The 15,784-nt window shown below is 67.9% G+C and carries 12 protein-coding genes and 2 pseudogenes; 6 read left to right on the top strand and 8 right to left on the bottom strand.

The features are described 5' to 3' along the window. Positions 1-74: 74 nt before the first annotated feature. Positions 75-1,472: an immunoglobulin domain-containing protein gene (locus ACIA8E_RS29720; RefSeq protein WP_399302520.1), complete on the bottom strand. Its 1,398-nt coding sequence runs from the start codon at positions 1,470-1,472 to the stop codon at positions 75-77. Between the two features lie 1,098 nt (positions 1,473-2,570). On the opposite strand from ACIA8E_RS29720, the gene ACIA8E_RS29715 reads away from it, so the two are divergent. Beyond that, positions 2,571-3,338: an alpha/beta hydrolase gene (locus ACIA8E_RS29715; RefSeq protein ID WP_399302518.1), complete on the top strand. Its 768-nt coding sequence runs from the start codon at positions 2,571-2,573 to the stop codon at positions 3,336-3,338. Positions 3,339-3,460: 122 nt separating this feature from the next. Here ACIA8E_RS29715 and ACIA8E_RS29710 read toward each other — a convergent pair. Then, a pseudogene (locus ACIA8E_RS29710) lies at positions 3,461-3,820 on the bottom strand (transposase); the annotation flags it as partial. A gap of 73 nt (positions 3,821-3,893) precedes the next feature. Here ACIA8E_RS29710 and ACIA8E_RS29705 point away from each other — a divergent pair. Beyond that, complete coding sequence (locus ACIA8E_RS29705; RefSeq protein WP_327128745.1) at positions 3,894-4,082, top strand: hypothetical protein; 189 nt, start codon at positions 3,894-3,896, stop codon at positions 4,080-4,082. Positions 4,083-4,160: 78 nt separating this feature from the next. Here ACIA8E_RS29705 and ACIA8E_RS29700 read toward each other — a convergent pair whose 3' ends face one another. Further along, the gene (locus tag ACIA8E_RS29700; protein WP_399302516.1) at positions 4,161-4,715 is read right to left on the bottom strand and encodes an NAD(P)-binding domain-containing protein; all 555 of its coding nucleotides are present in this window, start codon (positions 4,713-4,715) and stop codon (positions 4,161-4,163) included. 99 nt (positions 4,716-4,814) lie between these two features. On the opposite strand from ACIA8E_RS29700, the gene ACIA8E_RS29695 reads away from it, so the two are divergent. After that, positions 4,815-5,231 carry a winged helix-turn-helix transcriptional regulator gene (locus ACIA8E_RS29695; protein ID WP_399302514.1) on the top strand — a complete coding sequence of 139 codons (417 nt, stop codon included), beginning with the start codon at positions 4,815-4,817 and terminating at the stop codon, positions 5,229-5,231. A gap of 106 nt (positions 5,232-5,337) precedes the next feature. Here ACIA8E_RS29695 and ACIA8E_RS29690 read toward each other — a convergent pair. Together ACIA8E_RS29690 and ACIA8E_RS29685 are read right to left on the bottom strand one after the other, a co-directional pair. Next, a pseudogene (locus ACIA8E_RS29690) lies at positions 5,338-5,580 on the bottom strand (IS110 family transposase); the annotation flags it as partial. 159 nt (positions 5,581-5,739) lie between these two features. Beyond that, positions 5,740-6,474 carry an alpha/beta hydrolase gene (locus tag ACIA8E_RS29685; protein ID WP_399302512.1) on the bottom strand — a complete coding sequence of 245 codons (735 nt, stop codon included), beginning with the start codon at positions 6,472-6,474 and terminating at the stop codon, positions 5,740-5,742. Positions 6,475-6,887: 413 nt separating this feature from the next. Between ACIA8E_RS29685 and ACIA8E_RS29680 the strand changes: the two genes are divergently transcribed. After that, positions 6,888-7,436, top strand: coding sequence for a DUF4262 domain-containing protein (locus ACIA8E_RS29680; protein WP_399302510.1), 549 nt, complete (start codon positions 6,888-6,890; stop codon positions 7,434-7,436). Between the two features lie 44 nt (positions 7,437-7,480). Here ACIA8E_RS29680 and ACIA8E_RS29675 read toward each other — a convergent pair whose 3' ends face one another. The 3 genes from ACIA8E_RS29675 to ACIA8E_RS29665 form a co-directional block, all read right to left on the bottom strand. Next, positions 7,481-7,741, bottom strand: coding sequence for a hypothetical protein (locus tag ACIA8E_RS29675; protein WP_399302508.1), 261 nt, complete (start codon positions 7,739-7,741; stop codon positions 7,481-7,483). Positions 7,742-7,823: 82 nt separating this feature from the next. Next, positions 7,824-11,027, bottom strand: coding sequence for a TIM-barrel domain-containing protein (locus tag ACIA8E_RS29670; protein ID WP_399302506.1), 3,204 nt, complete (start codon positions 11,025-11,027; stop codon positions 7,824-7,826). Positions 11,028-11,355: 328 nt separating this feature from the next. Continuing rightward, positions 11,356-12,243, bottom strand: a complete 888-nt coding sequence (locus ACIA8E_RS29665) for a helix-turn-helix domain-containing protein (RefSeq protein ID WP_399302504.1) — start codon at positions 12,241-12,243, stop codon at positions 11,356-11,358. 146 nt (positions 12,244-12,389) lie between these two features. Here ACIA8E_RS29665 and tkt point away from each other — a divergent pair, with 146 nt between their 5' ends. Both tkt and tal read left to right on the top strand, forming a co-directional pair. Then, a complete protein-coding gene (tkt, locus tag ACIA8E_RS29660; RefSeq protein ID WP_399302502.1) occupies positions 12,390-14,477 on the top strand; it encodes a transketolase in 2,088 nt (695 codons plus the stop codon). A gap of 28 nt (positions 14,478-14,505) precedes the next feature. Beyond that, positions 14,506-15,633 carry a transaldolase gene (gene tal, locus ACIA8E_RS29655; protein WP_399302500.1) on the top strand — a complete coding sequence of 376 codons (1,128 nt, stop codon included), beginning with the start codon at positions 14,506-14,508 and terminating at the stop codon, positions 15,631-15,633. Positions 15,634-15,784 lie beyond the last annotated feature (151 nt).

The raw sequence follows: 15,784 nt of genomic DNA, 5'->3' as shown, positions 1-15,784 counted from the left end.
ACCTTTTCGATCCACCGCTGTCCGGCGTTGTTGATGTCAACGGTGGATGTCAGGAGGCCTGGTGTCGGTGGGGCTCAGCGATGGTGGTGATGTGGCCGGGAGTGGTGACGGTGCGGCTCGCAGGGGTGATGGTGCGGGGGTCGGGGACGGTGCACTGTCACGGTCAGGGTGGCGGTCTGGGTGGTGGTGGTGCCGGCGGTGTTCGTGAAGACCGCCCGGAACTGGCTGCCGTCGTCGGCCCGGGTGGCTTTGGTCAGGGTGTAGGGGCTCGTGGTCGCGCCGGGGATGTCGACCCACGCCGCGTTGTCGCCGGTTCGGCGCTGCCACTGCACCGTCGGGGCGGGGTCACCGGACGCGGTGGCGGTGAACGTGGCGTCCTGGCCGGGGTTGACCGTCTGATCCCTCGGTTGTCCGGTGATGAGCGGTGGTGTGTTGACGGTGTAGGAGATCGTGACTGAGCCGTTGCCGGTGTTCGTAGCGGTGGTGAACGATGTACCGGCCGGGCCGAAACTCGAACCGCCACCACCACCCGCTGACGCCAGCAGGTGTTCGATGACCTGATTGCTGCTCGCGCCGCCGCCACCGCCTGTGAATCCGCCGCCGCCACCGCCGGCACCGCCGAGGTTGATCGGATCACCGTTGGTGCCCGTGCCGCCCGCGCCGGGCGTCCCGGCTGTCCCGCTGCTGCTTAGGCAATCGGGTCCGCTGTTGAGTACTTGGCCGGCGGCTCCGCCGCCGCCGGTCTGGCCGGTGCCGCCGGGACTGGCCGTGCCTGCCTGGCAGTCGACGTCGCCGCCCGTGCCCGCGCCGGTGGTGGCCGATCCGCCCGAGGGCCCGCCGGCGCTGATCATCTGGTTGGCGGACCCGGCACCGCCGCCGCCTCCGCCCGCGACGACCAGGCGCGGGTCTCCAGGACCGGCGGTCAGGCCGCCGCCGGACGCGGTCTGGGTGCGCACGTCGGACGCCCCGCCGCCGCCTCCCCCACCCCCGAAATGGCAGCGGGCGCCTCCGCCGGGGCCACCACCGTTGATACCGGCGCTCCCGGCCGCGCAGTTAGGGCCGTTGGTCCCGTTGCCGCCGGCGCCTCCGACCTCCACGTACAGCGTGCCGTGGCCTCCGGCCGGGACCGTGGGCGCGGTCACGAGCGCCCCGGCCCCGCCGGGCGCACCGGGCTGTCCTCCGGCGTAGTCGCCGCCTTTGCCTCCGGGTGCCCCGATGGCCATCACGCTCACGCTACTGACCTCGGGGGGCACCGTGAAGGTGTCTTCACCCGCAGCTGTATAGGTGCAGGACACGGTGGAGCCGGACTGCGAGAACACGCCGTTTGCTCCGCACGGTCCGGCGGCGACAGCTGTCGCCGAACCGCCCGCAAGGCCGGCGGCGATCGTGGTGACCGTCTTGCCGATCAGCGACGCCGGTACCTTCGTCTGCCCCTCGCCGTTGTAGCCCCAGGCGGTGACCTTGCCTCTCACACCCGATGCCGGCACTCCGACCGGATCTGCCACCGCGGGGCTCGCCGTGGCCGCAAGTAGGACCATGAGACCGGTCGACAGACCACCTACCACCATCGCCGACCGCCACGCCGCAGCTGCCCTGTCCGCACGCAGACCCATCACGACCGGACCACCCAATCACTGGTGTTCGACTCTCCCACTGACGATTACGGAACGTAGCACTCTGGAAATATTCCCTAACTCACCGTGACGGTCGGCGTGGCGGATCCGGCGACCTCTTCACAGGTCCGTCGGTAGAGCCCGAGCCGGACGGTCCGTCAGTGGGAACTGCGGGGACGGCTGGCGGCCAAAGCTGATCGTTGGCGCTATCACTTCCACAGCCCACCACCTGCCCAGCTCCCATCCCGTCTGTCTTCGGCCCACACACTGTGGAGCGCGCGTGGTCCCTGGTGTCCAGGTGGAGCGCGCCACTGTATGAACGACCTGGACGCCAGGGGCCGCGCCGGTTCGGCTCTGCCTGGGGCGACGGCAGATGGGATGGGAGCCCACAACGCTCACCACGAATCCGCCGGCACTCGCGAACGGCGCCCCGTCCACGACGGGCTCGGCCACATGGAGCTGGACCGCCACAGCGCCGAACTCCTCGTCCTGCAGGCCGTCACATGCACTGACGTCATTTCTCGGGTTCTGGCACACATTTCGTAAAAGATCTTGCTAGCGCTCGTCAGCAGGACGCGCGCGTCCTGTGAGCTGCACCGACCACGCGTCACCAGGGTCCGTTGAAGCCGGACTCAAGATTGCTCACGGAATGTGTGCCAGAACCGAAACTCGTGGATGAAGCCACCCACCAGGGAGCCGTCGCTGACCGTGCTCGGCCGCCCCAACCGGGGCACTCCTAGGGCCTGTCTGGAGTTGTGATCACGTGGCGGGAAAAAGGGGTGGGCGGGATCGCGGCCGGGCTGCTAGCTTTCAGTCGACCGAGACACCGTCCCGAGGAGGTGAGACCCATGAACGCTGTATCCATGTGGGTGCTCCCCCTCTCGTCACGGTCAGGCGATTGACGCAGGTGTCGCCGGGAGCGCCTCGATGACAAGGCACTCCCGAAAGGCAACACCTATGCACTCTCTGCAGTTCACCGCCGAGTCGTCATCGAACGGCATGCTCGAACGCGACTTCACTGTGGGCGGCGTCCCCGGCGTCCTCTGGTCGCCGGCCTCCAACGCGGCCGTTCGCGCGCCCCTGATCCTGATGGCCCACGGCGGCGGCAATCACAAGAAGCACCCAGCGATGTCCGGCCGCGCCCAGCGCGTCGTGACCGGCTGCGGCTTCCACGTCGCCGTCATCGACGCGCCCGGTCACGGGGACCGGCCGCGCACGGCGCACGACGAGGCGGAAATCGCCGAGCTGTTCCGGGCGAGGGCGGCGGGCGAGCCGGAAGGCCCGATCGTCGTGCGCTACAACGACCACCTGGCGCAGCTCGCCGTGCCCGAGTACCAGGCGACCCTGGACGCCCTCCAGGGACTCCCGGAGATCGGCACCGACGGGCCGGCCGGCTTTTGGGGCATCAACATGGGCACCGCGATCGGCGTGCCGCTGGTGGCGATCGAACCCAGGATCACGGCCGCGGTCTTCGGTCAGCACTGGCCCGACGTCCTGGCCGAGAAGGCGAAGCGGATCACCATCCCGGTCGAGTTCGACATGCAGTGGGATGACGAGCACATCTCGCGCGAGGAAGGTCTCGCGCTGTTCGACGCCTTCGCCTCGAAGGAGAAGTCGTTGCACGTGAACTCGGGCAAGCACAAGGAGCTGCCCCGGTTCGAGGCCGACAGCGCGGTCCGCTTCTTCGCCCGGCACCTCGGCGGAGCAGTCACCGCGTCGGCCTGACCTGGGCGGTTGCGGCGTCCGGCTTGCCAGCCGGGCGCCGCGACCGCGGGCCCGTGTTGAGGCTGCGCATCCAGATGATGGATCCGCGCAGTTGGAGCCCCGCCATGTAGCTCGCGGGCGTCTTGCCAGGCCGGCGGACATGAAGCGGTGTCGGATGTGGCATGGACACTGACCCCGATCTGGCAGTTGCCGACCTTGCCCAGGGTGCCGGAGTACTGCCTCGCCACCCCGGGCGAGGCGTATCCGTCCTTGGGGAAGCCGGTGTCGTCCACCACCCATACCTGCGGACGGACCACCGCCACCGCCCGACGGGCCAACAGCCCTCGGACCGTCTCCACCGGCCAGGTCGAAGACGTCATGAACTGCTGCAACTGCTGGTGATCGACACCCAGGCGCCCTGCCATCGGCTGCATCGACTTCCGCCGCCCGTCCAGCAACAGACCCCGCAGATACAGCCCGCCCTTCACCCGCTGGTCAGCACGTACCTAAGGCGCGAACACATCCCTCGCTCCTTCGTCTCTAGCGTCGGAGGGCTGACAGCAATACGCTCGCCCCATGAAACTGGGGGATACGAGCTTCGGCATCCTGGCTGTGGGTCCTGGCGGCCTGTCGCCTCTCAAGAATGACGACAGTGGCTGGCCATCCGGAATCTGGGGCCTTGCCGCGGTCCTGATCATCCTGACACTGGTTGTGATCTTGGTGATCTCCGTACGACGGGGCTCCTCTTCGGATGACGAAGATTGATTCATCGCAGACCACACGAAGCCCGTCACTAACTGGGTATGGGATCTGCTGGGCTGCTCGGCCACCTCAGCCCACCACTCACCCCAGCTCCCATCCCGTCTGCCTCGGCCCACACACTGTGGAGCGGGCGTGGTCCCTGGCGTCCAGGTGGAACGCGCCACTGTACGAACGAGCTTGAGGCCTGGGCCGCGACTGCTCGGCTCTGCCTGGGTCGAAGGTGGTCGGGATGGGAGCCCACGACGCTCGCCACGATCCGGCCGGCACCCGCGAACGGCGCCCCGACCCATCCCGGAGTCTGAGCGCCCCTGGCGGAGGCATGACTTTGGGTCGCGCAAACTCTGACGGCCCGGCCCGAGCGGGTTTGCCGCGCCCCGTATCGGCCGTTTCTCTCGGGCTGGTGCCGCGCTCGGTGCGCCGCCGCCCGGCCGGGGGCAGCCGGGGCGAAGACAGAGCCGGCCCCCGGCCGGGGGCTGCGGCTCGCGCCGCGCTTGCGCGGCGCCTTGAACCCCGCTCAGCAAGGTTCTCCGCCTTGACCTGCGACCGCCCGCCGATCGCCACTTCATGTCCTGCACGCGCCCAGCCCTCACCCAAGGCCGCCGCCAGTGTCCCTGTCCCCAGGATCCCGATGCGCATCGTCGCTTCTTCTCAAGGAGCAGTCAGTTGGGCAGTCACGGTAGAGAAGGCGATACGCACCGATCGGTGCGTAACCGACGCGCGATGATGAGTGGTGAGATGACTGATCACGAAGCCCACTGCGACGAGTTGGTTGCCGATTGCCGCCTGCGCGCGGCCACCGATCTCTTCGCCCACACCTGGGATCCCGTTGTGCTGGCAGCTCTTCGCGTGGGACCGCGTCGACGCCGCGAACCACGCGCCGCGATCGGCGGCATCAGCGACAAGGTACTGAGCGACACCTTGCACCGCTTGTTCGCCAGCGGCCTGGTCGACCGCCACGCACATGCCGGGGCGCCACCTCGTGTCGAGTACAGCCTGACCAGCTTGGGGCAGAGCCTGGTCGAGGGCCCGATGACGGCGCTGGGACGCTGGGCGATCGAGCACAGTGACGAGCTTCTTGAAGCCCAGGAGAACGCGACACGGAGGCCACCGGACTCGGCGGCGACCCCACCGGAGACGCGACGAGCCGGATGAATGCTCTCTGCGAGAAGGTCTGTGAACACGGCTTGGCATGGCCGAGGGCGTACGTCCCTCGGCCATGCCGTGTGGGGCGATGCGGGGTGTGCTCCTATGGGTTTGGTCAAGGTGATGGGGCAGGTTGGGGTTCGTAGAAGGTGCCGTCGCGGAGCATCGCGAAGAGGACGTCTGCTCGTCGGCGGGCGAGGCAGAGGAGTGCTTGGGTGTGGTGCTTGCCCTGGCTGATTTTCTTGTCGTAGTAGGCACTTGATCGTGGGCCGGCGAGGGCGGCGGACGCGGAGAGGAAGAAGGCTCGTTTGAGCTGCTCGTTTCCTCTTCGGGAAGGTTGTTCGCCGCGGATCGACGAGAAACCGAACAGTTCATGACTTCAGGCAGCACGGGCCCCTGCCGAGAGTTCAGCAGGGGCCCACGGTGCAGAGAGCTGCGGAGGACCGGGACCTGTCCTCGATGAGCGGTATGCCGGCCGACATCAGCTACCGTCTGCTGCCGGTCTGACGGCCCGGCCTCACTTCAGATGTCGGGTGAAGAACTGGGCCGCGGCGTCCCCCGCGAACTGCGGGACGCCTGTGTGCCCGCCCACGTTGGCGTGCAGGGACTTCTCCTTGGAGCCGAAGGCGTCGAACAGGTCCAGGGCCGCCTGCCGGTCGTTCCCTTCGTCGTCCCACTGCAGCAGGACGTGCAGCGGAATGGTGACCTGCCGGGCCTCCTCGAACATGGCGCGAGGCACGAAACTCCCGGCGAAGAAGCCGGCGGCCACGATGCGCGGCTCGACCACCGCAAGCCGGATGCCGATGGAGATCACTCCCCCCGAGTACCCGACAGGGCCGCCGATCTCGGGCAGCGAAAGGAGGGCGTCCAGGGCGGCCTGCCATTCCGGGACCGCCTTGTCGACCAGCGGGAGGATGAGGGCGTCGACGATCTCGTCGCTGACCGGCTCGCCGGCCTCCATCGCCCGGCGCAGGTCAGCGCGGGCCTGCTCGGCGGCGGGCCAACGGGGCCGGTCGCCGCTTCCGGGGAGCTCGATGGTGGCCGTGGCGAAGCCCTCCGCCGCGGAGTGCCGGGCCCGGGCCACCAGTCGCGGGTACATCTTGCGCAGCCCGAGGGGAGGGTGGCCGAGCAGGATCAGCGGCGCCGGTGCGGATGCGGATGCGGGTGTCCACAGGATGCCGGGGATCTCACCGAGGGTGAATTCGCGTTCGAGGACGCCTTCGTCGAGGCGCTGCTCGGAAGTGAAATGCATGGTCGTGCCTTTCGGGAGTGCACTGGAACGGCGCTCCCGGACGACCTGTCTATCGCCCGACCGTGACCCCGGAGGGGAGCACCCATGTCGATACAGCGTTCACAGGTACCACCTCCTCGATCTCTCACACGGCCTCCGGAAATGTAGCAGTGGTCGCCCCTCGTCCGCCAAACGGGTTTTTGCGGAGTCTCCGTGGTCGGATGCCACGAAGACACTGCGCAGAGCTACTTGGGGTGCCGTCGCGACTTCCCGAGTAGCGGCTCCGCGACGGCGGGGTGCACTGGCCCTGTCGTTTCTCGGTTCTGGCACAGATCTTGGGGAGCGGTCGCGGGGGGTGACGATGTTGTTCGATTGAAAGGGTGGTCACGAACCCTGGCTGCCCGATTCAGCCGCTCACCTCGTAGCCTCCGCACATGACTGATGATTCGTTCCACTGCCGCTGTGTCCTCTGCCATGACTACGGTGACCGAGACGAGGCGGACCGCGCGGATCTGACGATCATCGAGAATGTGCAGCAGCACGGATGGCACGTCCAGATGGTTCCCGAGGACGAAATCGGTCCTGGCTTCGCCTACACGATCGGCCTCGCGCACACTCACGGCGGACCTGAACTCGCCATGTTCGGACTCGATATCCACGCTATGCACCACACGCTCAACAGGCTCGGAGCGAAGTCCGCCGCGGGTGCTGTATTGGCTGAAGGCCAGAGGCATCCTGAGGTTGTCGACGGTCACGAAGTCGCGCTCAGGCGGGTCGATTTCGGCTGGTACCGAACCTTCTTCGGGCGGGCAATGGGGTTCTACCGGCAGCCTCCGTTGCCTGTGCTGCAAGTTGCGTGGCCCGATGTGGATGACCGTTTCCACTGGGAAGATCAGGCTGAGGAGAGGCATCGCGAGTCGCAGCCTCGGTTGTGGCTGCCGCCGAGGGAACACCCTGTCGGGGTTTGGACGACGGAACTCTGACCTCCAACGTGCCGACCAGCGGCAGACCAACACCGTCGCGCAAGCTACTGCAGCAAGATCATTTTGCGGAGCAGTTCGAATCTGCCTCGGCCGTAGAGCTGCCACTTGATCTTCTTGATGCGGTTGACGGCGCCCTCGATGCTGCCGGAGCTCCAGTCGCGAGTGAGTCCGGCTGTCACGGCACCGAGGTCTCGGAGCAGGTGGAGTGCGAAGCCTGTGAGGCCGGGGAGCTGTCTGACGTCGACTGCGTCGATCCAGGTGGGGAGTGTGGAACCGAGGCGGATGGAAGCTTCGTCCCGCGCCACGGCGGCCGCCTGCGGGTCGGGTGCGTGGTGCGCCGGCCCACCGGCGGCCGCTGTGGTTCTGCTCGGAGGTGGTTTGCGGCTCCTACTGGTAGGTCACGGTGATCGGGGCGTGGACAGTGTGCCGCGATACGGTGATGGTCAGGATCCCCGAGGCGGCGTCCCAGTGATAGGCGTGTGGGGACAGATCTACGCCGTTGGTGGTGACGTGGGTGGGCGCGCTCGCCCCCATGATCGAAAGGGTCCACTGACGGTCTGTCATCTGGCCGCGGAAAGAGCCCTGCGTGGGGCTGATCGACACCGTGTGCCGCCCGCCGGACTCCTTGTACCGGATCTCTGTCAGGGCGCTCCGGCCCGGGCCCGCGGTGGACCCGTTGTCCTCGTAAAGGCTGGAGGATCCCGAGTCGCCCGCCGCGATGGTGAGTGTGACGTCGGTCAGCGCGCTCCGGTCGTCGTGGGCGACGTTGTGCGTCCGGGTAGGCACGATGCCACCGGCCTTCACGAATACCGGCATTGAGTCCAGGGTGGTGGTGACATCCTGGGTGGTGCCACCGGCGTACGTCTTGCCGGTGAAGTAGTCGATCCACTGGCCGGGCGGGAACCAGACCGAGGTCGTGGCGGAGGTCCCGGGAGTAGTGACGGGGGCGACCAGGACGTCGGAGCCGTAGAAGTACTCGCTGCCGGCGCTCGCATACGCCTGCTGCTCGTCCGGGTACTCCAGGTACGTGGGCCGGACGATCGGCACGCCGGTCCGGTGCGCTTCCTCGGCGAGCGAGTAGGTATACGGCACGAGGTTCTCGCGAAGGTTGAGGAACTTCTTCGCCGACTCCTTGGCCGTCGCGCCGTACTGCCAGGGCAGCCGGTCGCTGTGGTTGCTGTGCAGGCGATCGATGGGCTGAAACGCGCCGAACTGGACCCAGCGTGCGTACAGGTCGTCGGGCAGCTTGTATGTGGTGTGGTTCTGCCCACCGTCGGTGTACGTCTCCGAGCCCTGCAACCCCGTGGTGTCGTTGTGGCCGCCGATGTCATGAGTGATGGCAGCCATCCCGGTCGCGGCCGACTCGCCGGGGGTGTAGCCCACTTCGAGCCTCAGCGTTCCCCAGGTGGAGGACGTGTCGCCGGTGAAGTGCACGGTGGTGCGCTTGTCCGCCCAGGGACCGGTGGGCAACGCCTGCTGGCCGCTGTATCCGCCGGCCTGAAGGGAACCGTAGGCGCGCGACAGGACGAACCCGCGGCCGAGGGTTTTGCCCGTGGCGGTGGCGTACTGCTGGTTGATCCACGCGTCCGGAGTCACCCCAGGCAGCGAGGACTGCGCTGCGTCACAACACCAGTCCAGCCACCAGAAGTCGTTGCCCTGCTGGTCCATGGTCCGGTGCAGGTCCATGTATGCCTTGAGCTGGTCGGGGTCGGCGAAGTCGAAGGTGTAGCAGTCGTTGTTGACGCTGGCCCCCGGCGCACAACCGCCCTTCTGCAGCTTGCCCTTGGCAGTGGCCTGTGCCTGGGGAAACTGAGGATCGGAGGCGAGGATACTGGGGTGGACATTGAGGGTGTTGTGCAGGCCCTGGGAAGCGGACCAGTCGAAGAAGCTCTTCGGGTCAGGGAACTTGGCGGGGTCGATCTCCCAGCCGCTCCAGGAGTTCACGGCTTTGAAATCGGTGTCCGTGACCAGCACGTCGAGCGGCACCCCCTCGGACCGGAACTTCGGCAGGATCGTGTTCTCGTAGTCCGTCGCGGTGCGATCGATGTACTCCGAGTACCAGACGCCGTACGCCCAGCGGGGCAGCAGCGCGGGCGGCCCGGTGAGCGTGGCCAGGTCGGTGAGCCCCTGCTTGTAGTCGTGTCCGTAACCGAAGACGTAGCCGTCGTGGTAGGGCGCGCCGCCGTGGCCGGGGCGTTGGGTGACCTTCTGCGAGGCGGTGTCGTACAGCGCCGACGGGGTGTCGTCCAGGAGGTACCAGCCGTCCTGGTTGAGCAGGCCGGGCGTGGTCACGGGGGAGTTGCCGTTGCCGGTGACGCCGTCGAGGCCGCGGCGATATCCGCCGATCGCCACGTGCGGCGGCGGGGCGGCGGCCGTGGGCGTGGCCACGGAGACGGTGTCCGCGTTCACGTGGCAACTCGCCGCTTCAGGGCAGTTCAGGGTGATGTCGTTGGCCCCCGCCTTCAGCATGACGGGCAGTGAGGCGGTCTCCCACGTGTCCCAGTCCTTCGTCGCTGGGAACGACAGGGTGTCGGCGATCCCGCCGGCGGACACGGTGGCGGTACGCGTTTCGTGCTTGCCGTCGCCGCCTACGCCGTTGGCGTAGCGGACCCGCAGGGTGTAGGCGCCGTCGGAGGGAACCTCCACCACGTGGGTGGTGAGGCTCGACCCCTGGTTGAGGTCGGCGACGAAACCGCTGCCGGCGTATCCCTTGTGGTCGGTGGCGCTGACCGCGGTGCCGTCAATGCGCCCGGCCTCCGCCTCGCAGCTCACACCGAAGCGGCAGTCCGCGATCGCGGTGCTGGAGACGGGTGGGTACGCGTCGTCGGCGTGGACCAGGGCAACGCTGTCGATGTTGACGTTGCCGGAGTCCGACGCGGTGCGGGCCAGCGTGATCGTGTGGTGTCCCGCGCCGAGTTGGACGCCTGTGGAGGCGAGGTTCCACGTATTCCAGTTCACCGTGGACGGCAGGCTCACCTTCTGCTGTGCGCCGCCGTCCACGGAGAGGGTCAGGGTACGGGTCTGGGCCTGACCGTCGCCGCCGAGGGAATTGGCGTACCGCAGGTCGAACTGGTAAGCGCCCGCGCTTTTGACATCGATGTCGGCGGACACCGAGCTTCCGGCGCTCTCGAATCCGGCGGCGAAGCCGGTCCCGGTGTAGCCGCTGTGATCGGACGCCACGGTGACCCCGCCGGCCTGCAGGTTCTCGGCCTCGCACAGAGTCCCGAGCGTACAGCTCAGGTGCTGCCAGGGGGTGGCAGTCATCGGAGTGCCGCCGGCTGTCAGTTGCACCGAGAGATTCTGCGCGTCGAACTGCCCCGAGCCGACCTTGTATCGCAGGGTCATGGCGCTTGTCGTGATGGTGAGCCAGCCCTCGGACGTTTTGGCGGTGTATGCGGCCGGGGTGAAGCCGTCGCGGCCGATGGCGTTGAACGTCGGGTCGTCGGTGAATTTCCTGTCGCCCGCGTACTCGGTGCGTATCAATGTCGGCGAGAGGATCTCGAAGCGGGCATCGCCGACCGAGACGGTCGGAATCCGGTGACTGTGCGATCCGCCTGCCGATGCGGGACCGACGCCGGCCACCATCGTCATGGCGGCGGCGGTGCTCAGGAGGGCGGCAAGACTGATCGGCCCTCGCAGGGATCGCGACCGGCGCCTCGTTGGTACGGGTCTCATGTGCGACTCCGTTTCTCACGTCGACCGGGAGGCTCGTCCACACCGGTCCGGTCGTTCTTCCATCGTTGGAAAACGCTCAAGTGGCATGACAGCACGCCCATGGCGCGATGTCTATGAGGATGATTCACAACGTTGAAAAGCCCAGGCACGAGGAGGCTGCAGTCCATGTGTCGGCCGTGAAGGTACGTCTGACCTTGAGCCTCATGTCACCAGCGGGGCGGGCCGGTTGGCCCGCCCCGCCTTTTCAACGCAGCTCCACCCGGAACGCCAACGGAGTCGTCCCGGTGTGCTGATGGAAGAACTTCGAGAAGTTGGCCGCGTCGGGAAAGCCCACGGCGGCGCCGATCCGGCCGATCGGCATATCCGTGTGGGCCAGTAGGCGCTTGGCCTCGAGGACGACGCGTTTGTCGATGAAGCCCTTGGGGGTGTTGCCGGTGGCCGCACCCACCGCGCGGACGAGGGTGCGTCGGGAGTAGCCGAGGGCGTCCGCGTACGCGCTGACGCTGTGGTTGGTGGCGAAGCCCTTCTCGACCGCGTCCCGGAAGCGGCTGAAGGTGGTGTCGGTCTGCTCGAGTGCCGTCTTGGCGGAGATTGCCGCGAGGTGGGCCAGGCGGAGCAGGAACGCGGTCAGGGAGTGCCGGAGCACCGAGGTGTGGAGGCTGAGGGGCAGTGTGGTCGTGTCGACGTACTCGCGCTCCAGTTGGGCGAGGGAGTGCTCGAGGGCGGCCAGCTGGTTCGCGTCCGGGCGCAGAAGCGGGGGCCGGTCATAGCGGTACAGGCCCGTCGCCTCGACAGTTGCCCGGGGCAGGAAGCCGGGCTGCATCGTCAGGACGGTGCCGCGGTACCCGGCCGTGGGGGAGAAGCGGTGCACCTGGCCTGGGCGGATCCATAGGAGATCGCCGGCGGAGGCCTCGTACTCGGCGAAGTCGACCATGTGTCTGATGGGGCCGCCGTGGAACAGCATCACCACGTGGAAGTCGACGCGGTGCACGCGCTCCAATGGCGCGTCCGCATGCCAGGGCCGACCGGGTTCCATGGATTCGACCTGCATACCTACGCCGCAGACGCTCAGGTTCGTGGGGAAGGGAAAGGTCTTGATCTCTCCACTCCCTTGGGTCGTTCTGTCCGTCATGTCCTTCTCGCGTCGGCTCGGTCCCGCACTCGTTGTCCCACTTTCACCAAAGGCTGACACAGGGGCACCTACCCCAGTAAAAGTCATACTTTTAGGTTTGAAGGCATCAGAGCAGTTGACCGGTTCCTATCGAGGACTTCTTGAAGATGAGCACGCAGACATCCGACAGCTTTCCTGACGGTTTCGAGTGGACCGAACTCGACCGGCGTGCCGTCGACACCGCCCGCCTTCTGGCGGCCGATGCCGTACAGCAGGTCGGAAACGGCCACCCGGGCACCGCGATGAGTCTGGCGCCGGCCGCGTACACCCTCTTTCAGAAGGTGATGCGGCACGACCCGGCCGACCCGGAGTGGACCGGCCGAGACCGCTTCGTTCTCTCCCCGGGCCACACCTCGCTGACCCTGTACACCCAGCTCTTCCTCTCCGGGTACGAGCTGGAGCTGGACGATCTGAAGGCGTTCCGGACGCACGGTTCGAAGACGCCCGGTCACCCTGAGTACGGGCACGCGGCGGGTGTCGAGACGACCACCGGCCCGCTCGGTCAGGGTGTCGCGAACGCCGTGGGCATGGCGATGGCGGCTCGCTACGAGCGCGGCCTGTTCGATCCCGAGGCGCCGGAGGGCGAGTCCCCCTTCGACCACACCATCTGGGCGATCGTCTCGGACGGCGACCTGGAGGAGGGCATCTCCGCCGAGGCCTCGTCCCTCGCGGGTCACCAGAAGCTCGGCAACCTCGTCTTCGTCTACGACGACAACCACATCTCCATCGAGGGCGACACGGCCACCGCCTTCTCCGAGGACGTCCTGAAGCGGTACGAGGCGTACGGCTGGCACGTCCAGCGGATCGAGCCCTCGGCCGACGGCGACATCGACGTCCGAGCGCTGTACGAGGCGCTGACCGCCGCCCGCGCCGAGACCGGGCGCCCCTCGATCATCGCGATGCGCACGATCATCGCTTGGCCTGCCCCGAACGCGCAGAACACCGAGGCGTCGCACGGTTCGGCGCTCGGCGCCGAGGAGATCGCGGCTACCAAGCGGGTCCTGGGCTTCGACCCGCAGCAGTCCTTCCAGGTGGAGCCCGAGGTACTGGCCCACGCCCGCGAGGCCCTCGACCGAGGCGTCGAGGCGCACGCGGCCTGGGACAAGCAGATCGCCGAGTGGCGCACCGCCGGCCCCGAGCACGCCAAGCTGTTCGACCGCGTCGTCACGGGTCAGCTGCCCGATGGCTGGGAGGCCGCTCTGCCGCAGTTCGAGGCGGGCACATCCGTCGCGACCCGTGCCGCGTCCGGCAAGGTGCTCCAGGCGCTCGGCGAGATCATCCCTGAGCTGTGGGGCGGTTCCGCCGACCTCGCCGGCTCGAACAACACCACGATCGACAAGACCAGCTCCTTCCTGCCGAAGGGCAACCCGCTGCCGGAGGCCGACCCGTACGGCCGCACGGTCCACTTCGGCATCCGCGAGCACTCGATGGCCGCCGAGATGAACGGCATCGCGCTGCACGGCAACACCCGCGTCCACGGCGGCACCTTCCTGGTCTTCTCCGACTACATGCGCAACGCCGTGCGGCTGTCCGCGCTGATGGAGCTGCCAGTCACATACGTCTGGACGCACGACTCCATCGGTCTCGGCGAGGACGGCCCGACCCACCAGCCGGTCGAGCACCTGGCCTCGTTGCGGGCCATCCCCGGACTCAGCATCGTCCGCCCCGCCGACGCCAACGAGACCTGTATCGCCTGGGCCGAGATCCTCAGACGGCACGCCACGAACCCTGCTCCGCACGGCCTCGCGCTGACCCGCCAGGGTGTGCCGACATACGAGGCAAACCCCGAGGCCGTGAAGGGCGGTTACATCCTGCGCGACTCCTCCGCCGAGACCCCTGACGTCATCCTCATCGCCACCGGCTCCGAGGTGCAGCTCGCCGTCGCGGCGCGTGAACAGCTCGAGGCCGAGGGGGTCGGTACGCGTGTCGTGTCGATGCCGTCCGTCGAGTGGTTCGAGGAGCAGTCCGCGGAGTACCGCGCGAGTGTGCTTCCGGCGTCCGTGAAGGCCCGTGTGGCGGTCGAGGCAGGGATCGGTCTGACCTGGTACCGGTACGTCGGTGACGCCGGACGCATCGTCTCCCTGGAGCACTTCGGCGCCTCCGCCGACGCCAAGACCCTGTTCGCCGAGTACGGCTTCACCGCCGAGAACGTCGCCTCCGCCGCGCGGGAATCTCTCGCTGCCGCGCGTGGTTGATCAGGCCGCCAGAAAGAAAAGAGTCACTGTGAGCAACACCGCCGAACCCCTCAAGTCCCTCGCCGAGGAAGGCGTTTCCATCTGGCTGGACGATCTGTCCCGCAAGCGGATCGCATCCGGCAACCTCGCTGAACTCATCGAGCGGAAGCACGTGGTGGGCGTCACCACCAACCCTTCCATCTTCCAGGCCGCCATCGGCTCCGGTGAGGGGTACGAGGAGCAGCTGGCCGACCTCGCCGTGCGCGGCGTCACGGTCGACGAGGCCGTCCGCATGATGACCACCGCCGACGTCCGCGACGCCGCCGACATCCTGCGGCCCGTGTACGACGCGACCCGCGGCCGCGACGGCCGGGTCTCCATCGAGGTCGACCCGCGCCTCGCGCACGACACCGCGGCGACCGTCGCCGAGGCCAAACAGCTCGGATGGCTGGTCGACCGCCCGAACGTGATGATCAAGATCCCGGCGACGAAGGCCGGCCTCCCGGCGATCACCGAGGTCATCGGCCTCGGCATCAGCGTCAACGTCACGCTGATCTTCTCGCTGGAGCGCTACCGCGAGGTCATGGACGCGTACCTGGCGGGCCTGGAGAAGGCGCAGGCGGCGGGCATCGACCTGGCCACGGTCCATTCGGTCGCCTCGTTCTTCGTCTCCCGAGTCGACAGCGAGATCGACAAGCGCCTTGCGAAGGTCGGCACCGAGGAGGCGCTCGCACTCAGGGGCAGGGCCGCGCTCGCCAACGCCCGTCTCGCATACGAGGCGTACGAGGGCGTCTTCGCCGCAGATCGCTGGACCGCGCTCGCCACCGCGAGGGCCAACAAGCAGCGTCCTCTGTGGGCCTCGACGGGCGTCAAGGACGCCGCGTACAAGGACACCCTCTACGTCGATGAACTGGTCGCGCCCGGCACGGTCAACACCATGCCGGAGGCGACCCTCGACGCCACCGCCGACCACGGCGACATCCACGGCGACTCGGTGACCGGCGGCTACGCCCAGGCCCGCGCCGATCTTGCGGCCGTCGAGCGGCTCGGGATCTCGTACGACGAGGTCGTGAAGCAGTTGGAGGACGAAGGCGTGTCGAAGTTCGAGGCGGCCTGGGTAGACCTGCTGGGTGTGGTCGCGACGTCGCTGAGCAGCAAGGGAGTTGAGGGGGAATGAGTGAGCGCGAGACGCTTCCCGGTGGTGCCGCGCAGGATGCGCCCGCCGCGGCGGACGGATCTGGTGACGCGGCCCTGGAACCGGGCGGCGTGACCGCCGGATCGAGTGACGCGGCCCGGGAATCGGGCGGCGACGCGGCTGCGATACCCGG

It is taken from the genome of Streptomyces sp. NPDC051664, from assembly GCF_044453545.1.
Classification (GTDB): Bacteria; Actinomycetota; Actinomycetes; order Streptomycetales; family Streptomycetaceae; genus Streptomyces.
The sequence above is the reverse complement of the archived record's forward strand: the minus strand, read 5'-3'. Positions and strand labels throughout refer to the sequence as shown.